The organism is Litchfieldia alkalitelluris, assembly GCF_002153425.1.
GTDB lineage: Bacteria > Bacillota > Bacilli > Bacillales > Salisediminibacteriaceae > Evansella > Evansella alkalicola.
Genome location: NZ_KZ119600.1, coordinates 3,611,314 through 3,634,780, shown reverse-complemented (window position 1 = coordinate 3,634,780; position 23,467 = coordinate 3,611,314). Strand labels below are relative to the sequence as shown.

The window sequence follows — 23,467 nt, the reverse complement described above, 5'->3', positions numbered from 1 at the left end:
TTCGGAGTAGACCAAAAAAATGTATAGTTGCAAAGGAATACAGTGGACACCGGCGAATTATATTTAGAAGTAGTGCAAGATTTCGGGACATGTGGAGGGGATTTTGAATGGAGAAAGACTTTTCAGAAAAACGGACAAATAATTCAGTAAAACAGGAAAATGAACAATATGCAATACCTATTACACCAGTCTTTAATAAGTTTTCTAAGCAAAGTGATGTATCATTAGTTTATGGGGAAGAGATTGAGTGTGATGGGAAAAAAGTTGTACCAGTAGCGAAACTTAGGTACATGCTTGGTGGTGGAGGAGGTTTATCACGAGGTAATGCTGGTGTTGCACATGGAGAAGGTGGCGGTGGAGGGGGTTATTTTACTGTTTCACCCATGGGTGTTTATGAGATTACTTCAGAGAAAACGACCTTTAAACCAACTCTAGACCTGAAATTTGTCTTAGTGTTGGCTTCTGTATTTACTCTTGGTTTAGCTTGGATAATTAAAAAGGGAATTGAGAAAAGAAAATAAAAAATTAGAAACCTACTTAATTGATGGGACCTGGTTTTACTGCTAAGTAGTTCCGTTTGTGAGGAGAAAAATACAATATATCCAAAACTCCTAGTCCAAATAGATAGCTAATTGGACTAGGAATTTTTATAGATTGGGATCTCCATTTTCTCGAAATGAAGAAACCACCCCATTATAGTGCTTATTAGTCCGCGTTAAATCACATATAGAAAGACAGATAAAAAGTGAGCTAAGCTTCCTAATAAGATAAAAATATGAAAGATTTCATGAAAACCAAAGTGTTTGAACGATAAGAATTTTGGTTTTGTACCATAAATTACTCCACCAATGGTATATAAAACCCCTCCTCCGATCAATAAGAGTAATCCATTAATATGAAGTGCGTCCATAAGTGGTGAGAAAAAGAATACAACAACCCATCCCATTGCAATATAAAGTGTGGTGGATAACCAACGTGGACAATGGAACCATACTAATTTAAAGATTACCCCAAATAAGGCGAGTCCACTAATAATTCCAAATAAAATCCAACCAGTTACACCATTTAAAGTGATGAGACAGAAAGGTGTGTATGTTCCAGCGATTAAAATGTAAATCATTGAATGGTCTACTCGTCTCCAAAAAGCAATCATCTTATCTTTGGCTATTACCATATGATAGGTTGCCGAAGCGGAGTAGAGAAGAATCATACTAATGCCGAATACAATGACAGCTGCAATGGCTAAAGCTGATCCAGTAGATATGGTAGCTTTGATTACCATAGCTATAAGTCCAACAAAGGCGAGCAATGCCCCTGCTAAGTGTGTAAATCCATTTATTGGTTCGCGAATGTAGAGATTCATTTTATCAACACTCCTATAACGTTATGTAGTTATTAATACTACATTAAATGATATACGTATTTAAACATGTAGTCAACAGTTTACTAAAGAAGAATTTTAATCTATACTAAAATTGTGCGAAAATTGTGCGGGACCTGGTCCCGCACAATTCTGTGAATTCGGTAAACCTTATTAAATTATGTGAATGGGGTTATAGGATGGAAAAGACTAATTTAATGGAAGAGCTTATCAAGGAGTTGGGGATTGAACAGCATATTACTTTAGAAGATATCCCTGACATTGACTTATATATGGATCAAGTAATTCAGCTTTTTGAAAGAAAATTTAATGATTTAAAAAGAAATGAGAATGAAAAAATACTGACGAAAACAATGATAAATAATTACGCCAAGGGTAAATTATTTTTTCCAATCACAAATAAAAAATATTCGAAAGAGCACATTATTCTCATTAGCTTGATTTATAACCTAAAGGGTGCAATATCCATTAATGATATTAAGAAAACATTACAACCTGTAAATCAAAAAATGGAATCTGGAGAACTAAACTTAGATGCACTCTATTCTGTTTATTTAGAGCTTGCAATGAAGAATGCAGAAAAGTTTCAACAGGACTTTGATACCATTGTAACTGAGACAGAAGATGCAGCCTCTAAACTTAACGATAATGAACAGCAATTTAATGACGATTTAGAAAAAGTATTACTCATAGGCTCCCTTGTTAATATGAGTAATTTGTATCGTAAGGCGGCAGAAAAGCTAATTGATACATTAGACGATGAACCTATACAACCGAAAAAATAACGGAACTCCGGCAGAAAGTAGCTGGAGTTTTTCCTTTTTTCACCTAGAATTGCAAGCTTTATCATGACGAATAATATATATAATTCATCTTAAGTTGGGGGCGTTGTGATCATGAGTGAAATGGAGTTTCAAGGAAGTGTGTTTAGTGGGGAATTATCTACGGAGGACGATACATTTTATTTAACACAAGTGAAAAGCTTAAATACTCAATCCACCTTATCTGAAAAGCAGTTAGAGCAATTATACAGTTATCTCTTAACTCAAAGTGAACAAGGTTCATGTACAATCACCGTTAATGACCAGATACCAATACTTTTAAACCAAAGTGAAGTTCAAGACCTTTTAGAAGAAATAGATACCATTTTAGAAAACCTCTAAAAATCATGGACAAACATATTTTTTACCGCCTATGCAAATGATAAAAGAGAAGGAGGGTTACTTCTATGGATAATAATCATCATGAAAGCCACACCAATCAAAAAGAAAAGCTTGAGAATGCAAAAAAAGTTGCTGAGAAGTCTTATCATGTTTTTGACTATACAAGCAGTAACGAATCTGACAAAGGGCTTGCCATTACACACGAGCAAGTAAGTGATACATTTACTGAAGGTACGATTGACGGAAAGATAGATAAGCTGAAAAAAAATGGTGAATTAGCTAATCATCATGGAGAAGAAATTCCTCGAAAAGGCTTCGATGAGTAATAACACTCTAGAAAGAGGGTGTGACCTTTGGGAAGAAGAAATAGAATTCTCGTTCCTGAAGCGAGGGAAGGTTTAGACAGGTTAAAGGCACAGTTAATAGGTGCAAATAACCCTAATAATGCAAAGTATGAAGTGGCAAATGAACAGAATATTCCCATGAACCGTGGATATAACGGAAACATGAAAGGGAAGGATGCTGGAAAAATTGGAGGAAGCATCGGTGGGAATATGGTTAGGGAATTAGTGAAGATGGCAGAGCAGCAAATGTTAAATAAAAAGTAAAATTCTATGGGGGCTCATCATTGAGTCCCCATAAATTGTGTATCCCCTACTAAAGAAATAGTTTGACAGCTTTTATGTATAATGATATTATTTTAAAAACTTTATATTTCTTATCAAGAGAGGTGGAGGGACTGGCCCTGCGAAGCCCGGCAACCAGCTTGCAATAATTTTGTGAGCAAGGTGCTAAATCCTGCAAAGCTGATATCAAGCTTTGGGAGATGAGTATAGAAACTTGCGATCTGCAATCATCATAAACTCATATTACCTTCTGCTGATAATCGGCAGGGGTTTTTTTAGTATTTCACGGTATCCTTATTAAAATGCTGATAAAATAGATTGACGTTAACGGTTTAAAGTGTTACTATTCTAAATAATCAAATGAATAAATATTGTCTGACTTTATAAAAACTACATACGGTTCTCTTATCAAGAGAGGTGGAGGGACTGGCCCTATGAAACCCGGCAACCAGCATAAGCAAGCGTCCTACAAGAAAGGATCTCAGCTTCTTATGCAAGGTGCCAATTCCAACAAAGCTAAGCTTTGAGAGATGAGAGAGATGGAATTATTTTGAGCATACATCTCTCTGTCTTTAGGCAGAGAGATTTTTATGTTTTAAAAGGTGGTGTGAGCATGATTACGCACAAAATAAAAAGATCTACAGGAACGATTACACTTCCATATTTAAAACTAGATTCAGGTGAGGAACTGACGAATGTAGAAATGGCATATGAACGGGCTGGTAAAGGTCGAAGTGATCCAATCTTAGTCTGCCATGCATTGACTGGGAATCAAAATACTGTAGGTACGGAAGAAGAACCAGGCTGGTGGCGAGGGCTAATCGATTATAAAGGCTATATTGACCTAGATAAGCAAGATGTGATTACCTTCAATGTTCTAGGTGGTTGTAATGGTTCGACAGGTCCTACTTCAATAAAAAACCAGGCTTTGTATGGTTCTGAATTTCCATTTATTACTGTTCGAGATATGGTAAGGGCACAACGAGAAGCTTTAGCTGTTATGGGTATTTCTCATTTGACAGCCGTGATAGGAGGATCACTTGGTGGCATGCAGGCACTTGAGTGGGCAGTTATGTATCCAGAATTGGTGGATAATCTCATTGTTTTAGCAGCAACTGACCATCTTAGTGATTACGGAGTTGCCTATAATGCGATTGCAAGGAAAGCCATCATTGAAGATCCTAATTGGAATGATGGTCATTATACAAAAGACCACTTTCCCTCCCAAGGACTCTCGTTAGCTAGAATGATTGGTCTACTAACCTATCGATCAGACACTTTATTCAATCAAAGGTTCCACAGAGGGGAGAAAGATTCTTGGGGAAATGATCATAAAGAAGTTGCCTACCAAGTTGAATCATACTTATTGTACCAAGGTGAAAAATTCACGAAACGTTTTGACCCTAACAGTTATTTATATTTGCTGAAGGCCATGGATCATCATGACCTTGAAGCCTCCCGTGGACCACTCCCGTCAGTTCTATCGAGATTTAACAAGACAGTACAGCTTATTGGATTTCAAGGTGATCTCCTGTATCCACCTGAGGAAATGGAACGATTAAGCAAAGCGTGGGCGAATGTTGGGACAGACGTTAGTTTTCATAAAGTGGAAACCGTTTATGGTCATGATGGGTTTTTAACAGAGTATGACAAGTGGGGAAAACTAGTATCTGAAGCTATTGAATAATGAAAGAAATATAAATAAAAAAAATGGAGGAATGAAAAATGAGCAATCTAAATAACTTTGAAACTAAAAACTTGGAGACTTTATTATTACACGGGGGGCAAACACCCGACCCAACTACAGGTTCACGTGCGGTTCCAATTTATCAAACGACGTCTTATGTTTTTGATGACACAAGTCATGCTGAGGGTTTGTTCTCATTAAGTGAGGAAGGTAACATTTATAGCCGAATCATGAATCCGACAGTAGATGTCTTTGAAAAGCGTTTAGCACTGTTAGAAGAAGGAGTAGCGGCTGTGGGGGTATCCTCGGGTATGGCGGCAATTTCCTTTTCAATACTGAATATTGCAGGTGCTGGTGACGAAATTGTCGCTGCAACGAACCTTTATGGTGGAACGTATAATTTGTTTTCTATTACACTTCCTAAATACGGAATTAATGTTAAGTTTGTAGACCCAACTGATCCAGAAAACTTCCGTGAAGCGATTACGGATAAAACGAAAGCTGTATTTGCTGAAACGGTTGGGAATCCAAGCTTGCATGTGCTTGATATAGAAGGCGTTGCTAATGTAGCTCATGAAGCAGGTGTTCCTTTAATCATCGATAATACGTTTGCAACACCTGTATCTTGTAAGCCAATTACGCTTGGGGCTGACATTGTTGTTCATTCAGCTACGAAATGGATTGGTGGGCATGGAACGTCGATCGGTGGCGTTATAGTTGATGGTGGTAATTTTAATTGGGACTCAGAAAAGTTCCCAGGTTTTACAGAACCAGATCGAAGCTACAATGGTTTAAAGTTTGTAGATGTTGGAGCCCCTGCATTTGCAATTAAACTACGTGTACAGCTTTTACGTGATTTTGGTGCATGCTTAAGCCCGTTTAATGCATTCCAATTACTACAAGGTCTTGAGACACTTCACTTAAGAGTTCCAAGACATAATGAAAATGCTTTAGAACTTGCAAAGTATTTAGAGGAGCACCCAGCAGTTTCTTGGGTATCTTATCCTGGTTTAGAATCACATTCATCACACGAACATGCAACAAAGGTCTTTAATAGTGGATATGGGTCTGTATTAAACTTTGGTATTAAAGGTGGTCGTGAGGCTGGTAGAAAGCTCATCGATTCAATAGAGTTATGGTCGCACTTAGCGAACGTTGGAGATGCAAAAAGCTTAATTATCCACCCAGCTACTACAACACATCAACAGCTATCTGCAGAAGAAATAAAAGCAACAGGAGTGACAGAGGATTTAGTTCGTTTGTCTGTCGGAATTGAAAACGTCGAAGATTTAAAGAAATCATTAAATGACGCACTCCTTAAAGCAACTGGTGAAAAAGTTGATCAAGTAACAGTATAAGGGACAAAAAGAATAACTGGGATGGAGTAGCCTGGTGCTGAGAAACCAAAGCACCTCAAACTACTCTGTCCCCTTTTTTAGCACCCTAAATGTAAAAGGAGGGGCGATAGATGCTAAGTGAGTATCAACAAAAGCCTTTTAGAATAGCAATAATCGGATTCGGTACTGTAGGAGAAGGTGTGTATAGAACAATCTCTGATCAAGGGGATAAAATCAAAGGATTGTTAGGTAGACCCATTGCAGTAACAATGATCGTGGTAAACCAAGAAAAGAATAGAGAGATTGGACCTGATGTGAAGGTAACCACAGATTTTAATGATTTAATAGAAGAAAAGCACCTTGATGTCGTCATAGAGGCAACTCCAGATGCTCAAACAGCTTATGACTATGTTAAGAGGCTTCTAGAAAAAGGAACGTCCATTGTAACAGCAAATAAGGAGCTTATTGCAAAACATGGTCCAGAGCTTCACCAAGTGGCAGAAAGGAATCATTGTCATCTTTTATTTGAAGCGGCCGTTGCAGGTGGAATTCCTCTATTAAATACAATTAGACATACACTAAAGACGAATAACATTGAACGAATTGAAGGAATACTTAATGGCACGTCCAACTTTATATTAACGAAAATGCGTGAAGGGGGTACTTCATTTACAGAAGCTCTTTATGAAGCGCAGGAAAAAGGCTATGCTGAGGTAGTCCCAGATAAAGATATTAATGGTTGGGACGCTCTCTATAAAACTGAAATACTTAGTCAATGGGTTTATGGGAAGTCGCCTATTTGGACAACATCGAAACCAATAGGTATTGGCTCAATTACTAGGGAAACAATCAAATTAGCTTCAGCTCTTAAGGGGAGAATGAGGCATATAGCAAGTTTATCTGACACAGGGAAGGGGATAGAGGCTTCTGTTCAGCCTTACCTTGTTTGTGAAGATCATCTATTGTACGGCGTAGATGGTGTGAATAATGGCATTCAAATTCAAGGAAGTATCGTAGGATCGATTATGCTGCAAGGACCTGGTGCAGGGAAATTTCCTACAGCAAGTGCTGTTATTGAAGACGTAATCAATCTATTAACTAACTGTCATGAACAAAGAAAAGTAACTGATTTAGTAGAAGTAGAACAAGAGGTGCGCAATAATAAATCGGCTGAGGAGACCAACATCCAATGGTACTATTTTATTGTTTCACCTAATGTAGAGGTGAAAAATGGTGATGGTGTAACCGTTCTTGAAGATACGTCAGTTGAGGACAAAACTTACGGTGCTATTGTATTTTCTAGTATTCCTTTAACCGATTTAGAAAAGCAATATGAGGGTGCTAACATCTATCCTGTATTGTCAAAGAAACTATTAGAAAACAGTTCCTCATTACAAGAAAAACATGGAAAAAGCATAAAGGTAATCTAATTAATATTTAACAGTATTCTGAAACGTTCTTGCTGCCTGGAGGCTTGCATAGAACGTTTCATTATATGGTAAGAAGTGATGTAATTTTTGACATTTTTGTGTCTCCAAACATACGAAACTATTGAAAACGCTTTATTTTTCATGTGAAAGTATGATAGAATTTTTTCAATTCTAAAATTTTCTCATATTTTTGCTAGATTTTGTGGTATTCTATTAACATCACCATGAAAAGTGGCGACGAATATTTGACAAAAGGTAGAGGTGCTGCACATGTTTGCTACAATCCGTAATATTTTTCGCGTAGGAGATCTGCGCAACAAGATTATTTTCACATTACTTATGCTGGTTGTATTCCGTATCGGTGCACATATTCCAGCGCCTGGGGTTAATGCTGAGGTTCTTGATTTTCAAGATCTTGCTGCCTTAGGATTCTTAAACACATTTGGTGGAGGAGCATTGGAGAACTTCTCAGTTTTTGCAACAGGAATCATGCCGTACATTACAGCGTCGATTATTGTGCAGCTTTTGAGAATGGATGTTGTTCCTAAATTTGCTGAGTGGGCAAAAGAAGGGGAATCAGGACGTAAAAAACTGGCACAAGTTACTCGTTATGGTACTATCGGAATTGCATTTTTCCAAGCATTGGCTTTATCTATAGGTTTTAATAATATCATGCCAGGTCTTGTACCTAATCCAACAGTGGGAACATATTTACTAATTGCAACTGTATTGACTGCAGGTACTGCATTCCTTATGTGGCTAGGTGAGCAAATCACTGCAAAAGGTGTAGGGAATGGTATTTCCATCATGATCTTTGCTGGTATTGCATCTGCAATTCCAACTGGTGTCAATCAACTGTATGCAATGTACATCGCAGATGCTGGTGATCAACTATTTATGAATATCGTAGTTATTGCACTCATTCTGCTAGCGATTCTTGCAATTGTTGTTGGAGTTATTTATGTACAACAAGCTGTTAGAAAAATTCCAGTTCAGTATGCTAAAAAGATGGCTGCAGGGGGTCGTCCTACAGGTGGACAATCGTCTCACTTACCTCTTAAGGTAAATACTGCAGGTGTTATTCCAGTTATTTTTGCCATGTCACTATTCATTTTTCCAGGGACAATTGCAAATTTAGTTGGAGCTGACAACGCTGTAGCAAGCTGGGTTATTAAGTACTTCGACTACACGAACCCAGTAGGGATGATTCTATACGCTGCACTAATTATAGGGTTTAGTTACTTCTATACATTTGTACAGATTAATCCTGAACAGATGGCGAATAATCTTAAAAAGCAAAATGGATTCATTCCTGGTATCCGTCCAGGTAAAACGACGGAGAAATTTATTGTTCGTACATTGTACAGACTTGTATTCGTCGGTTCCATATTCTTGGCAACTGTATCAATTATTCCGATTATCTTTACATCTGCAATGGGTCTTCCGCCAGCAGTTCAAATTGGTGGGACAGGCTTATTAATTGTTGTAGGGGTTGCCCTTGATACAATGAAGCAGATCGAAAGTCAATTAATCGACAGAAGCTACAAAGGCTTCTTGAAGCGTTCTAGCTAAAAATGATGTGTAGAAGAGTCTCAGTGAGGATTGAATCCTTACTGGGACTTTTTTTATTCTTTTATTCAAAACCTAACTCTATGAATTGATGTATAATTAATTCTATATTTAATTTACTAGTCTAATAGGAACTTTAAATTATAGATCAATGACTCAGGGTTTCATTACATTTGTATTACAAGCGGATCAACCTTCATTGTAGTTGCGTCTACTTTTTTGAAGGGTAGTGGAGGGAAACATTGTGGGAGAAGAGTGGGGAAATGTCCAACTCGAGGACTTATACGAACAATACAGTGATGCTATTTTTCGATTTGTACTTTTACATACTGGAGATTCTCAACATGCAGAAGATATTACCCAAGAGGTTTTTATTAGAGCATATAAGGGACTGGGGCAGTTTGAGGGGAGATCCAGCTATAAAACTTGGCTATATACGATTGCACGAAATACTACTCACGATTTTTATCGTAAGAAAAGGCCTATAGCATTTTTGCCCTCGTTCTTTCAAAATCAGCCAGAAGTGACTGAGATGACCCCATCAGAAATTGCTGAATTAGGAGAAGGGGTGGCTTTGCTGTATGAAGCTTTGAGCAAATTAAAGCCTCATTATCGGGAGATTATAGTCCTACGCCAAATTAAGGAGTTTTCTATCAAGGAAACTGCTGAAGTTTTAGGGTGTAGTGAAGCGAAGGTTAAGTCTACAACTCACAGAGCAATGGCTGCACTCAAAAAAGAATTAAATGTGGAGGGGTTTCAGCATGAATCCGTTCAAAGCTGATTTGGAATTGAAAAAGAAGCTACAACAACTAAATAAAGTTAGTAGAGATACGAAGGCAAAACAAATGACTTGGTCTAAAATAGAGAGAAAAACAGTCCGTATGAACTGGTGGGATAAGATGCGCAGGCGCCTGTTACATCCTATCGTAATAGGACCTGCTGTAGCCTTTTTACTTCTATTAATAATCCCAAATTCATTTTTTAACGAAAATTCTCCAAGTCCACATTCATCTGATCAAGAGATAGAGTCAGACGGAATGGTTATGATGGATCAAGGACCTCTAACTAATGATGAAGATGATAGTCCTGTTGAATCGATGAAGGGTTCAGAGGAGATAGATGATAAGGATTATTTGGACGTCTTAGCGTATGATGTTCAGACCGAAAGTGATTTTGAAAACTTCTATCAATTTATTCAAACAGAAACTGTGGCTGATGTGGGAGATGAATATAAGAATACTATATTGAATCTTCTCGAAGATCTAGATCAATTAATTAAACTCAAATATATGGAGGAAATTATCGATTTAGCACAATACCTTGACCCTGCTTTTTATGAAAACTATCCAGCCTTACTATACAATCTATTTGAAACAGACCCTATGGAGTTTTTAAATGGATTGACGGAAATCGATATGGGGAGTGAGGAGGTAATTGTTTCTTCACTTACCCAATATGGGAAGGAAAAAAATAAGTTAAGTGATATGCTTTCAAAAATAAAACATCATATAGGTGATAAAAGTTTACTAAATAATGTAGAACGTCGTAGATGGAATGATTTAGTTGCAGCATTAGGTTATGAAAAATATGCAGGTACTGATGTTGAAGGGGAAGTGTTGCAAAAGAGTGAGGAAGTCATTAGTTTCTTGATGGACGATTTTTCTGGACTGGCATCATTTATACACCAAGAGCAAGGCATTCAGATCTTAAATAATCCAGATAAAAAGAGTGGCTTGCTTTTTTCAAGAGCTGAGATTAACTCTATGGAAGAGGTATCAATTGTTTCGCCATTAGGAAAGCAATTAGATATGAAAAAAGATGAGGAAAATTTAACATCTAATGAATTAGCTGATGAAACTAGCCAACACTTACTTGACGTAGTTTCCTTGAAGTATTATCAGGATATCCCTAATCACCCTGACGAGCTCAGTACAATTCACCAGGAATACCCAGCGGGACTTTATGCAGAATTTCAGCCTAAAGATATGCAGAATGATCATAACGAAGGTAATGCATTCCAACTCATTTTTGAAGACCAAGAGGGAACCTGGTACTTAGTCGGCATTATCATGGAAGGGTTATTAGATAGTATTTTAGAAAGTTCATAAATGATAAAGTAGTGGAAAGCCTCCTCAGATGCACAGAAATGCATTGAGGAGGCTTTGTTGTCGTTCGTGGAAAGGGAAATGACTGTAGCTAGACCAATGACTTGTTGTTTTTTCAGGGATCCCTAATATAAAAAAGGCAATAGTCGGAAACGGTGTTTACACCAGTAAATGTAAATGTCTCCATATTTTTTCTGGTAATAGTTCTCTTCGTAAGCCATTCGATAGTGCAATGCACTACCAACAAACAAAAATGTAGTCAATATTGATAGCCAGTTTCCACTGATATATAAACTAATACCTAAGGAGATAAAAAAGAAACCTGTATGGAATGGGTGTCTTGTAAATCGAAATGGACCTTGACTGTATAATGGTCGATTTTCTAAAGGGACGATAGTACGTGTAAAATGAGGTTTTATCAAATAGTACGTCCAATATCTGAGAAACAATCCTTGAGAAAAAAATAGTAGTCCAAACGTTTTTGTATAAGCCATGCTGCTTTCTGTTAGCAAGCTTAAAGAGTAGCTAGCGCAAACTGCTAATAGAAACATTCCAGCAAGCGATAACTTATACAATAAGGCTTTTTTATTAACCTCCTTTCTAGTTTTTTTGCCTGTGTCTTGGTAAACAATCCATTCTAAAAGCCAACCTGTTAATAATATTGTGAATATAAATATGCCTGCATTCATATTTCTAGGTTGTGCGAAATACGGAAAAATAATCATTTAATCATAAAAGGCCTCAGTGGGAATTTTCTACCCGTTGAGGCTTTCTGTCTGTTATGTTCTTGGAATAAGGTAGTTTGAAATTGTTGGGTAAGTCTGATTTCTTTTGCTGTACAACGTCATGCGGTTTTGTTGGAGTTGATACCGACAGATTTGAAGTTTTGGGAAGTAAATCTGTCGATAAGAGGGGTTGATACCGACAGATTTGAAGTTTTGTGAAGAAAATCTGTCGATAAGAGGGGGTGATACCGACAGATTTGAAGTTTTGAGAAGGGAATCTGTCGATAAGAGGGGTTGATACCGACAGATTTGAATTTTTGGGAAGGAAATCTGTCGATAAGAGTGGTTGATACCGACAGATTTGAAATTGTGGTAAGTAAATCTGTCGATAAGAGGGGTTGATACCGACAGATTTGAAGTTTTGGGAAGTAAATCTGTCGATAAGAGGGGGTGATACCGACAGATTTGAAGTTTTGAGAAGGGAATCTGTCGATAAGAGGGGTTGATACCGACAGATTTGAATTTTTGGGAAGGAAATCTGTCGATAAGAGTGGTTGATACCGACAGATTTGAAATTATGGTATGTAAAACTGTCGATAAGAGTGGTTGATACCGACAGATTTGAAGTTATGGTAAGTAAAACTGTCGATAAGAGTGGGTGATACCGACAGATTTGAAGTTATGGTAAGTAAAACTGTCGATAAGAGTGGTTGATACCGACAGATTTGAAGTTATGGTAAGTAAAACTGTCGATAAGAGTGGGTGATACCGACAGATTTGAAGTTTTGGAAAGCAAAACTGTCGATAAAGCGAGGTGATATCGACAGATTTCAAATTTTAACAAGAAAATCTGTCAATAAGAGGGGGTACTGAAGACAGAATCCCAATTTATTCGGCGCAAAATAAACATCCTTCATTTCTATTTCTATCTTTAAAGTATCATTCAATATAAAAAACCGGGCAAATCGCCCGGTTTTTCTTACATATTAATTATTTTGTGCATAAGGGTTTTGTGTCTGGTATCCAGTAAACTGTTGGAAAGACTGACTTAACTCCTGCTCTTGTACTGCATCAAAGCTGTACCAACCTTTTTCAAACATCAGGTTAAATAGCTCGCGCTGACAACGCTGAGTTTCATTGAATATTTGTTCAACATCTGAATATAATGCTTCATGACTTGCTTCATTTAAAGCTGTAGAATAAGAGCTGGTCATATATTTTTCCGTCGTTAGTATATCATTGATATAATCACGGTCATTCATTTGTGGTGTTTCAGGTACCTGTGTCTTTGGATTTTTGATTTTTGATGATTGTTGTTGATTCATATGAATATCCTCCTTCCAATTTACTGAATCGGATTTTGCTGTTGCATTTGTTGTTGTGATTGCTGCTGTTGCATATACTGCTGTTGCTGCATTTGCTGTTGTTGATTAAGATGGTTAAGTAATGTTTGATAATGCTTATGGTGCATATTACCTGCTTTTTCTAGTGCTTGTGATACTTGTGGATCTTGACATTGTTGTGCAAAATGATGTGCTTTTTTCATTGAAAGCAAATTCCATGAAAGCATGTCTGTAATGTACAAGTGATCTTTCGTTGTTACTACATTAGGTGGTTGGGTCATAACACCCTGCTGCTGCCCTTGCCCCATAGCGTTTTGTTGTTGCTGCATTATTATTTCCTCCTTTGTTAACACAAAAATTGTGCTTATCTTTCATTATTGTTCTCAAAGGAAAAAAGCCTATACGAACTAAAATAGAACGTCACAGAACTCTCAATTTGCAAAAATCTATAAAATTTTCAGTCTTTATTGTTGCGAGAATGAATAAAATTTAATATAGTATTAGATGTAGACATTTCGTGAACAAATTGATGCACTTAAATGTGCAAAATTTTTTACTCAAAAAATGAATGAGTATTCATTCAAAGAGTGGGAGAAGGAGGTACTTATGGTAGGAAGAATTGGTAAAGTTGCAGTATTAGGCTCTGGTGTAATGGGTTCTGGTATCGCGGCGCATCTTGCGAATATTGGTATTCCAACATTGTTACTGGATATTGTTCCAAGGGAATTGACTCCAGCAGAAGAAAAAAAGGGATTAAGCCTAGAGGATAAAGTAGTTCGCAACCGTTTAGCTGCTGAGTCCATAAAAAAATTAGCAAAACAAAAGCCAGCACCTCTTGCGAGAAAAGAAAATGCTTCTTTAATTGAAGCGGGGAATATGACAGATGATATGGAACGTCTTTCAGAGGTGGACTGGATCATTGAAGTTGTAGTAGAGAACTTGGACATTAAGAAAAAAGTTTTTGAACAGGTGGATGCACACCGTAAGCCAGGAAGTATTGTAAGTTCAAATACATCGGGAATATCGATAGAGGCAATGGCGGAAGGGCGATCTGAGGACTTTAGAAAACATTTTCTAGGCACTCACTTCTTTAATCCACCACGTTACTTAAAGCTTCTCGAAGTGATTCGAACAAAGGACACGAGTGATGAGGTATTCAATTTCATACGTACATTTGGTGAGGATGTTTTAGGTAAGGGTGTTGTAGAAGCGAAAGACACTCCTAACTTTATCGCAAACCGTATCGGGACGTATGGGCTACTTGTAACGGTGAAGGAAATGGTTGAACGAGGCTATTCAGTTGGGGAAGTTGATTCAGTAACTGGCCCGGCCCTTGGTCGTCCAAAAAGTGCTACATTTAGAACTTTAGATGTTGTAGGCTTGGACACATTCCTTCATGTTGCTAAAAACGTTTACGATGAAGTGGATGGGGAAGAAAAAGAGGTCTTTGATCCACCTGCCTTCATGAGAGATATGGCAGAAAAAGGTTGGCTTGGAAGCAAAAGTGGTCAAGGCTTTTACTTAAAGCAGAAGGGTGAAAAAGGAAGCGAAATACTAGAGCTTGATTACGAGACGATGGAATATGTTCCGCGTAAAAAGCTAAAATCTGCTTCCGTTCAGAAAAGTAAGCAGGCTAAATCAAGAGCAGATAAAATGAAAGCGCTTGTTTATGCAGATGACAGGGCTGGGGAACTCGTTTGGAATATATTGAAGCCTGTTTTATTATACACAGCAGAAAAATGTTACGAGGTAGCTGATTCCATTTATGCAGTAGATAATGCTATGAAGTGGGGATTCGGATGGGAACTAGGACCATTTGAAACTTGGGATGCCATTGGCCTTGAAAAATCAGTGCAACGTATGGAAGAAGAAGGTGTCGAGGTACCTGCTTGGATAAAGGAGATGCTTGATAAAGGACACACTTCCTTCTACAAAGCTTATAACGAATACTACCATAATGGGGAGTATGTAAAAGCAGATCTGAATTCAAAGGTAATTAATATAAAAGCGTTGAAAAACGACAGTAGTAATATTATTGTCAAGAACGCTGGCGCATCACTCGTAGACATTGGAGATGATGTTGCTGTATTAGAATTCACTTCACCAAATAACTCTATAGGATTAGATGTTTTACAAATGATCGGAAAAGCAATAGATGAAGTGGAGAAGAACTACAAAGGGATGGTTATTAATAACCAAGGGAAAAACTTCTGTGTAGGTGCTAACTTGATGATGATTCTGATGGAGGCACAAGACTTTAATTTTCCAGAATTAGACCTTGTAGTTCGAAAATTCCAAGACACGATGGCCAAAATAAGGTATTCAGGCAAGCCAATTGTCGCAGCGCCGTTTGGCATGACGTTGGGTGGAGGAACGGAAATAAGTTTACCAGCAGCTCGAATTCAAGCTTCAATGGAAACATATATGGGTCTTGTTGAAGTAGGTGTTGGATTAATACCAGGTGGTGGTGGTAATAAAGAGCTTTACCTCCGTCAGATTGAAAAGTTACCTGAAGGAGCTCAAATTGACCTTCAAGCAGTCGCTAACCAAGTTTTCGAAACAATCGCTATGGCAAAAGTAAGCACAAGTGCTCATGAAGCAGTGCAACATGGATTTATTCGTCCGCAGGATAGTATCAGCATGAATGGTGATCACCTCCTTCATGATGCAAAACAAACAGTATTACATCTTGCAAATCAAGGGTACCAGCCACCGGAAAGAAAGAAAATTCCAGTTGTTGGTGAAACAGGTTATGCAACAATGCTACTTGGAGCGAAACAGATGCAATTAAGTGGTTATATTTCAGATCATGATATGAAAATTGCAGAGAAGCTTGCATTTACTATTGCTGGTGGTCGCGTTGCTAAGGGTACGGAAGTTGATGAGCAATATTTACTAGATATTGAACGGGAAGCATTCTTAAGTCTTGTAGGGGAGCCGAAAACGCAGCAACGAATGGCTCACATGCTTCAAAAAGGGAAACCATTACGTAACTAGAAGGAGGGGAATTACTTGAGAGAAGCTGTCATCGTTTCAGGTGCGAGAACACCTGTAGGAAAAGCAAAAAAAGGAACATTAGCCAATGTTAGACCTGACGATTTAGGAGCATTAACAATAAAGGAAACGTTAAAACGGGCCAATGATTTTGATGCATCAAGAATTGAGGACGTCATCATTGGGTGTGCGATGCCAGAAGCAGAACAAGGAATGAATATGGCGCGAAACATATCTGCCATAGCTGGACTTCCTGAAACTGTTCCTGCGATTACAATCAATCGCTATTGTTCTTCTGGACTTCAAAGTATTGCTTATGCTGCAGAGCGAATTATGTTAGGTAATTCAAAAGCGATTATAGCTGGTGGAGCTGAATCTATGAGTTTAATTCCAATGGGGGGACATGTGATTGCACCGAACCCAACGCTTGTAGAAAATGCACCAGAGTATTACATGGGCATGGGTCACACAGCTGAAGAAGTAGCTAGAAGATATGAAATTAGCCGTGAGGACCAGGACGCTTTTGCAGTTGAAAGTCATAAAAGAGCAGCACAAGCCCTAGCTAATGGAAAATTTAAAGACGAAATTGTTCCAGTTCCAGTTACACTTCGTTCCGTTGATGCAAAACATAAGCTCGTTGAAAAAGAAGTACTTTTAGAGCAAGACGAGGGAGTACGTCCTGAAACTAGTCTTGAAACGTTAGCAAAACTAAGACCTGCATTCCATGTGAAAGGTTCTGTAACAGCAGGAAACGCGTCACAAATGAGTGATGGTGCAGCCTCTGTTCTAGTAATGGACCGTGAAGTGGCAGAAGCAGATGGTTTAACACCACTTGTTAAATTCCGTTCCTTTACTGTTGCTGGGGTAGCTCCAGAAGTAATGGGTATCGGTCCAGTTGAAGCAATTCCAAGAGCTGTGAAAATGGCTGGGCTAGAATTAGCTGATATAGGATTATTTGAACTAAATGAAGCATTTGCATCTCAATCTCTTCAAGTTATCCGTCATCTCGGTCTCGATCAAGATAAAGTGAACGTAAATGGTGGTGCTATCGCACTCGGACATCCACTTGGCTGTACTGGAACAAAGCTGACTTTAAGTCTTGTTCATGAAATGAAGCGTCGTGGAGAACAATTTGGCGTAGTAACGATGTGTATTGGTGGCGGAATGGGCGCAGCAGGAGTGTTTGAGCTAATTTAGTAATTTACTAGTGTCATAGATTGTTGTATGTACGGATACCAAATATAGGGGGAATGAATAATGGCGACAGCTGATAAAACAGTAAAAGGTGGTGGCTTCTTACTAGAGGAGCTTACACCAGATCGAGTTTTCACACCAGAAGATTTAACAGATGAGCATGAAATGATTGCAAAAACAACGGAGGATTTTGTTGTTGAGCAAGTTGTTCCAGAAATCGAAAAAATTGAAGAACATCAATTTGATATTTCTGTAAGACTATTAAAGCAAGCTGGTGAACTTGGTCTATTAGGTGCTGATGTTCCTGAAGAGTACGGTGGAATTGGTCTTGATAAAATCAGTTCCTCTCTTATTACAGAGAAGTTTTCCCGTGCAGGTTCTTTCTCGCTCTCTCATGGGGCACACGTTGGGATTGGTTCATTACCGATTGTATTCTTTGGATCAGAGGAGCAAAAGCAAAAATACCTTCCAGAGCTTGCTACTGGTGAAAAACTAGCCGCCTATGCATTAACGGAGCCAAGTTCTGGTTCTGATGCACTTAGTGCAAAAACAACTGCAAAGCTAAATGAAGCGGGAACTCACTATGTTTTAAACGGTGAAAAGCAATGGATTACTAACGCTGGATTTGCTGATGTATTTGTTGTTTATGCTAAAATCGATGGGGACAAATTTACAGCATTTATTGTAGAAAAAGACTTTGAAGGAGTTTCAACAGGACCAGAAGAAAAGAAAATGGGTATTAAAGGCTCCTCAACGCGAACTTTAATTCTTGAAGATACACTAGTACCTGTTGAAAACGTATTAGGTGAAATTGGAAAAGGTCACGTTATTGCCTTTAACATCTTAAACATTGGTCGTTGGAAGCTTGGAGTAGGTTGTGTCGGTGGTTCAAAATATGCTATTGAAGTTGCAACAAAATATGCAAATCAACGAAAGCAATTTAAATTACCGATCTCTAAGTTTACTTTAATTCAGAAGAAGCTAGCGGAAATGGCTGCAAAAACTTATGCAGCAGAAAGTACAATTTACCGTACAGCTGGATTGATTGACGACGCTTTTTCTGCATTAACCGACGAAGAGCAGAAGGATGGCAAGGTTGTAGGTAAAGCAATTGGTGAATATGCAATTGAATGTTCATTAAATAAATTCTTTGCTTCTGAAGTACTTGATTTTGTAGTTGATGAAGCAGTTCAAATTCATGGTGGATATGGCTTCATGAGTGAGTACGAAGTAGAATCCATGTACCGAAACTCTAGAATTAACCGCATATTTGAAGGTACAAATGAAATTAACAGAATGCTTGTACCTGGGACAATCATGAGAAAGGCAATGAAAGGTGAGCTTCCTTTATTAGAGCAGGCAGGTTCCCTTCAAGAAGAGCTCATGATGATGATGCCTCAAGAAGTTGGTGATGAGCCATTAGAGCAAGAGAAATACTTGTTAGAAAATGCTAAAAAGATCTTTATGATGATTGCTGGTACTGCAGTTCAGAAATATGGTGAAGGTTTACAGAAGGAACAAGAGATGCTTGCAAATGTGGCTGACATTGTATCTGAAATCTTCAATATTGAATCTTGTGTATTACGTACTGAGAAAGCAATTGCTAAGGACGGTCTAGATAAAGCGTCTACGAAGTTATTGTTAACAGAAGTATTTACGCAAGAATCATTCAACAAAATTGAAGCAATTGCGAAAGAATCATTAGTAGCACTAGAGGATGGTGACAGCTTAAGAACAATGCTGTCTATCCTGAAAAAACTAACTCGCCATACGCCAGTTAATGTAGTAGCTAAAAAGCGTGAAGTAGCAGCATTAATTATCGATGCTGAAAAATATGTAGTGTAATAAAACTTTAATTTAGATTTCAACTTTGGGGCATCGTGCTCCAATTAAATAATTCCTCCTTTCTAAAAGGAAGGCATTCTCCTCTCTGATTGAAGCGGAAGGGTCCCACGAATGTGGGGCTCTTTTGCCATCTATCACCATGTTTCTATATATTGCTAAGTGTTCTTAGAAGGCCTTTGTAAACACTAATTTGAAAAGTACTGTGTAATTTGACATGTTTTTCTTCCAACTTTTCTTAAGGGAATCAATAATACACTAAAAATATAATAAGGAGTGTACCACCATGAATAAACCAAGTAACGAATTTATAAAAGGTACAATTATCACTGCGATTGAGGAATTTTCAACAGAGAATGGGGTAGTTAATTCACTCAAAGAGACTTACGAAGTTCTATCAACAGAAGATACAGAAGCAAAAAATCAGCAAAACTAAGCAGGAAATTCGTCTAGTTATTTGAATATAATATATGATAGTATTTGCTGCTCAACTAAAGTAAGAACGTGAGCACATGAAATGGAGGAGAGAAACAAATGAGTTTAACGGTTTACCAATATCCAGCTTGTGGGACATGTAAAAAAGCATTGAAGTGGTTAGATGAAAATGGTATTGCTTATGATGCTATTCATATAGTGAAGGAACCACCAAGTAAAGAAAAACTTAAGGAGTTATTCGACAACAGTGGGCTAGACTTAAAAAAGTTTTTTAACACTAGTGGTAAGAAGTATCGTGAGCTTGGGTTAAAGGATAAAGTTAAGACAAGTACGGAAGATGATCTTTTAGATATCTTGGCATCAGATGGTATGCTCATTAAACGACCAATCGTAACGGACGGAGAAAAAGTGACGGTAGGGTTTAAAGAAGATACATTTGAGGAAGTATGGAAATAGTAAATATTTTACGACTAATAGTTGATTCCATTTCATTATATGTACTATAGTGGAAAATGGAAGATATTTCGTGATGGGCTCAAAGTTACATAACCTGTGTTTTATTTGAAGTCGAGCTCGTTTTTATGTATAAAAAAGATGATGGAGGGATCGAATCATGAGTAACTTACCAAAGGATTTAAAGTTTTCACAAGAACATGAATGGGTAAAAACCGAAGGCGACAAGGTGAGGATTGGTATTACTGATTTTGCACAGTCAGAACTTGGAGATATTGTATTTGTTGAGCTACCTGAGGTTGGAGATGATATTGAAGCTGATGAGCCATTTGGTAGTGTTGAATCAGTAAAAACAGTTTCAGAATTATATGCCCCATTGAGCGGTAAAGTGGTTGAAATAAATGAAGAATTAGAGGATTCTCCTGAATTTGTTAATGAATCTCCGTATGAAAAAGCTTGGATGATTGTGATTGAGCCGACTGATAAAAGTGAAATCGATAAGTTAATGTCACCTGAAAAATACGAAGAAATGATTAAGGAAGATTAATTTAATTACTATGATTGAAGAAGATCTGGTTATTCCAGGTCTTTTTTTGGTTATAAAAGGTGAAGTTGGTGTGAATTTCATTGTTTTCGTTAAGTGAAAAATGCAAACCATAATCATATATCAAGGGAGGGATTAGCATGGATAAAACGAATGGGTATTACGATGAGCAATCAATTGTTGATCCAGCAGCAATGAATCTTGCTAGTGAGCATGAACCTAAATCCCATATCGATATTACTGATCAGGTTGCTCAGAAGGAAGAAAACAGCGGGGAAACGGTGTTGTATCATAATAACGAGAAGATAGGAAAATTCAAACATCACGGCCATAAATATGAATATGAGATGGCAGAGGGCTTCGAAATTGATAATAATAAAATATACAAGAACTTAGGACAAAAAGGAAAGGCGAAGCAGCCAGAACAACCTAAATCTTACGTTGAAGGTTGCGACATGGGCTGGTGCTAATGATTGTTAGGAATTGCTAGGCTTTGAATGCACCCTTGCCATTGAAGATCACTCATCCTCGCTTTGGATGGGTGGTTTTTTTTATTCCCTTTCCTAAAAAACGATGTAACTCAACCAAAAATAATCCTTTTCAAAAGACTTCCAGTAAGCTATTATTACTTAGGGTGACGAAATATTAATTTGAAGAAATTTAATTTTTAAAGGCAGGAAGGGGTAAGAAAGTATGGGGAAGTTTGTTGGGGATTGGTCTACCCAATTCAAAGGTTATAACAAAAACGTTAGATTATTCCTCTTAAGCTCCATCCTCGCCCATATAGGTATGGGTATTTTTATGATCATTTACAATTATTATATACGAGAGCTAGGCTACGATGATCAGATGAATGGTTCTGTGATTGCCATGCAGTCCATTGCTACAGCATTACTCCTTTTACCGGCAGGAATTCTGAGCGACCGTATTGGTAGAAAAAAAGTGATTTATGTTGGAGCCGTTTTTGCTGCATTTAGCTTGTTATTACGAGCAACCTTATCCATTGAAATACTATTATTGGGATCCGCTTTTATGACTGGGATGTTTATGGCCTTTATTCAAGTGTCTTCCATTCCACTTCTTGCGGAAAACTCAACAGAAAAACAGCGAGTTCATTTGTTTAGTTTTAATTTTGCGATTATTATGGTCGCTAATGTTATCGGGAATACATTAGGTGGAACATTAAGTGACTTCTTTAATTATATAGTTGGTCTTACTCCATTATGGAGTATCCGAATAAGCTTACTTGTTGGAGCTGTATTCTTTTTTTCTGCTCTCATTCCTATACGTAAAATTAGGGAAGATAGAAAATTATCAGTCGAAACGAAACAAGACCGTTCCTTTAAAAAATTGTTTAAAACGCATCGACAAGGAATAAAAATTATCCTTCTATTTGCAGTAGCACAAATAATTATTGGCTTTGGATCTGGACTAGTCATACCTTATCTAAACCTTTATTTCGTGGATCGTTTCGAGGTTTCACATAGTCTAGTCGGATTAATTATCTCAGGAGGGCAAGCGATGACCGCGGTGGCCCTATTAATTGGTCCTTTAGTAGTAGCTAGACTTGGAGAGGTTAGGGCCGTTGTTGTATTACAACTATTATCTATACCGTTTCTATTAATCACTGCTTATACGCAAAATATATATTGGGCAGTCTTCGGCTTCTTATTCCGCCAAGCGTTAATGAATGCCGGGAATCCAATCCAAATGTCTTTAATGATGCGAAGTGTTGATAACTCCATAAAAGGGTTAGCAAATTCAGTGGGTCAGGCAGTCTTTCAACTCGGATGGGCTGTAATGGGACCAGTTTCGACAACGATTGTAATGGTTTATGGCGCATATTCAGGATATGCAATTGTATTTTCAATCACAGCTACTTTATATGTTATTGGGACTTTATATTTCTTTATTGTCTTCCGAAAACCGTTGAAACAGCAACCTGATCAAGGACAATTAAAGGATTCTATAGGCTAGTGATAGAATATATCAAGTAACTCATCTCTGAAGGCGGGATAATATGAACTTGAATCAAATTGTTGCGAATGCTGTTGACCGTTTACGAAAAGCAAGACATTTGGAAGGATTATTGGAAAAAGCCAATTTTAATATATGTATTAATAGTGGTGATCATGGCACCTGGATGTTACACTTTCGCGAGTCAGAAGTTATTTTGAAAAATTTAATTGATGACGAGGAAAGTTATGATATTCGTATTGAAGGAGAAAGCAAACAATTGAGTGAACTCCTTCAAGGAGACGATTTTTTATTGGCAATGAAAAACAGGGGAGATATTTCAGTAACGGGTAGCCTAAAGGACCTCCTCTTACTAGAATCATTACTCTATTTAAGCAAAGGATCTGTTATAGGATAATATTTATGAATATATATTGTTCATTTTGTGCGGGAAGTACCATCATTTACCTATATAAATATAATATATATTTAAGATAAAGTGTTTGACAGACTCAAAGTCTTCATGATAAGATCCAAATTAGTTAATTAAAACACAATTAAAATTTAATAGATTTTCTTATCCAGAGAGGCGGAGGGACTGGCCCGATGAAGCCCGGCAACCACCAATATAATTGGAAGGTGCCAATTCCACAAAGTATTCTATTACTTTGAAAGATAAGAGT

23 protein-coding genes, 1 pseudogene and 3 riboswitches are annotated in these 23,467 nt (G+C 37.6%); of the genes and pseudogenes, 20 read left to right on the top strand and 4 right to left on the bottom strand.

The window, feature by feature from the left end:
* Nucleotides 1-107: 107 nt before the first annotated feature.
* Nucleotides 108-521, top strand: coding sequence for a hypothetical protein (locus BW724_RS17510; protein WP_088076437.1), 414 nt, complete (start codon nucleotides 108-110; stop codon nucleotides 519-521).
* Between the two features lie 194 nt (nucleotides 522-715).
* Here BW724_RS17510 and trhA read toward each other — a convergent pair whose 3' ends face one another.
* Nucleotides 716-1,363 carry a PAQR family membrane homeostasis protein TrhA gene (trhA, locus tag BW724_RS17505; protein ID WP_088076436.1) on the bottom strand — a complete coding sequence of 216 codons (648 nt, stop codon included), beginning with the start codon at nucleotides 1,361-1,363 and terminating at the stop codon, nucleotides 716-718.
* A 197-nt stretch (nucleotides 1,364-1,560) separates the two neighbouring features.
* On the opposite strand from trhA, the gene BW724_RS17500 reads away from it, so the two are divergent.
* From BW724_RS17500 to BW724_RS17455, 10 genes and pseudogenes are all read left to right on the top strand, one after another.
* Nucleotides 1,561-2,166 carry a DUF1836 domain-containing protein gene (locus tag BW724_RS17500; protein WP_088076435.1) on the top strand — a complete coding sequence of 202 codons (606 nt, stop codon included), beginning with the start codon at nucleotides 1,561-1,563 and terminating at the stop codon, nucleotides 2,164-2,166.
* Between the two features lie 111 nt (nucleotides 2,167-2,277).
* Nucleotides 2,278-2,544, top strand: a complete 267-nt coding sequence (locus tag BW724_RS17495) for a hypothetical protein (protein ID WP_088076434.1) — start codon at nucleotides 2,278-2,280, stop codon at nucleotides 2,542-2,544.
* Nucleotides 2,545-2,609: 65 nt separating this feature from the next.
* Nucleotides 2,610-2,870 (top strand): YozQ family protein, encoded by a 261-nt coding sequence (locus tag BW724_RS17490; protein WP_088076433.1) that lies wholly within the window; start codon nucleotides 2,610-2,612, stop codon nucleotides 2,868-2,870.
* 27 nt (nucleotides 2,871-2,897) lie between these two features.
* Nucleotides 2,898-3,152 carry an alpha/beta-type small acid-soluble spore protein gene (locus BW724_RS17485; RefSeq protein ID WP_088076432.1) on the top strand — a complete coding sequence of 85 codons (255 nt, stop codon included), beginning with the start codon at nucleotides 2,898-2,900 and terminating at the stop codon, nucleotides 3,150-3,152.
* 107 nt (nucleotides 3,153-3,259) lie between these two features.
* Nucleotides 3,260-3,377, top strand: a riboswitch (SAM riboswitch).
* A gap of 195 nt (nucleotides 3,378-3,572) precedes the next feature.
* Nucleotides 3,573-3,707: riboswitch (SAM riboswitch) on the top strand.
* Nucleotides 3,708-3,783: 76 nt separating this feature from the next.
* Nucleotides 3,784-4,857, top strand: a complete 1,074-nt coding sequence (gene metX, locus BW724_RS17480) for a homoserine O-acetyltransferase MetX (protein WP_088078021.1) — start codon at nucleotides 3,784-3,786, stop codon at nucleotides 4,855-4,857.
* Between the two features lie 38 nt (nucleotides 4,858-4,895).
* Nucleotides 4,896-6,188, top strand: a pseudogene (locus BW724_RS17475) (O-acetylhomoserine aminocarboxypropyltransferase/cysteine synthase family protein); the annotation flags it as partial.
* Between the two features lie 137 nt (nucleotides 6,189-6,325).
* Nucleotides 6,326-7,624 carry a homoserine dehydrogenase gene (locus BW724_RS17470; protein WP_088076430.1) on the top strand — a complete coding sequence of 433 codons (1,299 nt, stop codon included), beginning with the start codon at nucleotides 6,326-6,328 and terminating at the stop codon, nucleotides 7,622-7,624.
* Nucleotides 7,625-7,894: 270 nt separating this feature from the next.
* Nucleotides 7,895-9,196, top strand: a complete 1,302-nt coding sequence (gene secY, locus BW724_RS17465; RefSeq protein WP_088076429.1) for a preprotein translocase subunit SecY — start codon at nucleotides 7,895-7,897, stop codon at nucleotides 9,194-9,196.
* Between the two features lie 241 nt (nucleotides 9,197-9,437).
* Entirely contained in the window at nucleotides 9,438-9,974 is a 537-nt protein-coding gene (locus BW724_RS17460) for an RNA polymerase sigma factor (RefSeq protein WP_088076428.1), read from the top strand.
* On the top strand, nucleotides 9,955-11,301 hold the full coding sequence (locus BW724_RS17455; protein ID WP_088076427.1) for a hypothetical protein: 1,347 nt from the start codon (nucleotides 9,955-9,957) through the stop codon (nucleotides 11,299-11,301). The genes BW724_RS17460 and BW724_RS17455 overlap by 20 nt, the downstream gene beginning before the upstream one ends.
* 122 nt (nucleotides 11,302-11,423) lie before the next feature.
* On the opposite strand, the gene BW724_RS17450 is transcribed toward BW724_RS17455, so the two are convergent.
* The 3 genes from BW724_RS17450 to BW724_RS17440 all read right to left on the bottom strand — a co-directional run bounded on the left by BW724_RS17450 (nucleotide 11,424) and on the right by BW724_RS17440 (nucleotide 13,695).
* A complete protein-coding gene (locus BW724_RS17450; RefSeq protein ID WP_088076426.1) occupies nucleotides 11,424-12,023 on the bottom strand; it encodes a methyltransferase family protein in 600 nt (199 codons plus the stop codon).
* Nucleotides 12,024-13,009: 986 nt separating this feature from the next.
* Entirely contained in the window at nucleotides 13,010-13,348 is a 339-nt protein-coding gene (locus BW724_RS17445; RefSeq protein WP_088076425.1) for a spore coat protein, read from the bottom strand.
* A 20-nt stretch (nucleotides 13,349-13,368) separates the two neighbouring features.
* A complete protein-coding gene (locus tag BW724_RS17440) occupies nucleotides 13,369-13,695 on the bottom strand; it encodes a hypothetical protein (protein WP_088076424.1) in 327 nt (108 codons plus the stop codon).
* Between the two features lie 277 nt (nucleotides 13,696-13,972).
* On the opposite strand from BW724_RS17440, the gene BW724_RS17435 reads away from it, so the two are divergent.
* The 9 genes from BW724_RS17435 to BW724_RS17400 all read left to right on the top strand — a co-directional run bounded on the left by BW724_RS17435 (nucleotide 13,973) and on the right by BW724_RS17400 (nucleotide 23,202).
* Entirely contained in the window at nucleotides 13,973-16,363 is a 2,391-nt protein-coding gene (locus BW724_RS17435) for a 3-hydroxyacyl-CoA dehydrogenase/enoyl-CoA hydratase family protein (RefSeq protein ID WP_088076423.1), read from the top strand.
* A gap of 15 nt (nucleotides 16,364-16,378) precedes the next feature.
* On the top strand, nucleotides 16,379-17,557 hold the full coding sequence (locus tag BW724_RS17430; RefSeq protein ID WP_088076422.1) for an acetyl-CoA C-acetyltransferase: 1,179 nt from the start codon (nucleotides 16,379-16,381) through the stop codon (nucleotides 17,555-17,557).
* Between the two features lie 57 nt (nucleotides 17,558-17,614).
* Entirely contained in the window at nucleotides 17,615-19,399 is a 1,785-nt protein-coding gene (locus BW724_RS17425) for an acyl-CoA dehydrogenase family protein (protein WP_417891439.1), read from the top strand.
* Between the two features lie 283 nt (nucleotides 19,400-19,682).
* Nucleotides 19,683-19,832: a hypothetical protein gene (locus tag BW724_RS23715; RefSeq protein ID WP_176371453.1), complete on the top strand. Its 150-nt coding sequence runs from the start codon at nucleotides 19,683-19,685 to the stop codon at nucleotides 19,830-19,832.
* Between the two features lie 98 nt (nucleotides 19,833-19,930).
* Nucleotides 19,931-20,287 carry an arsenate reductase family protein gene (locus tag BW724_RS17420; RefSeq protein ID WP_088076420.1) on the top strand — a complete coding sequence of 119 codons (357 nt, stop codon included), beginning with the start codon at nucleotides 19,931-19,933 and terminating at the stop codon, nucleotides 20,285-20,287.
* Between the two features lie 157 nt (nucleotides 20,288-20,444).
* Nucleotides 20,445-20,831, top strand: a complete 387-nt coding sequence (gcvH, locus tag BW724_RS17415; RefSeq protein ID WP_088076419.1) for a glycine cleavage system protein GcvH — start codon at nucleotides 20,445-20,447, stop codon at nucleotides 20,829-20,831.
* 137 nt (nucleotides 20,832-20,968) lie between these two features.
* Nucleotides 20,969-21,298, top strand: a complete 330-nt coding sequence (locus tag BW724_RS17410) for a DUF2553 family protein (RefSeq protein ID WP_088076418.1) — start codon at nucleotides 20,969-20,971, stop codon at nucleotides 21,296-21,298.
* 223 nt (nucleotides 21,299-21,521) lie between these two features.
* Complete coding sequence (locus BW724_RS17405; protein ID WP_088076417.1) at nucleotides 21,522-22,805, top strand: MFS transporter; 1,284 nt, start codon at nucleotides 21,522-21,524, stop codon at nucleotides 22,803-22,805.
* A 43-nt stretch (nucleotides 22,806-22,848) separates the two neighbouring features.
* Nucleotides 22,849-23,202 (top strand): hypothetical protein, encoded by a 354-nt coding sequence (locus BW724_RS17400; protein WP_088076416.1) that lies wholly within the window; start codon nucleotides 22,849-22,851, stop codon nucleotides 23,200-23,202.
* Nucleotides 23,203-23,358: 156 nt separating this feature from the next.
* A riboswitch (SAM riboswitch) is annotated at nucleotides 23,359-23,466 on the top strand.
* Nucleotide 23,467 lies beyond the last annotated feature (1 nt).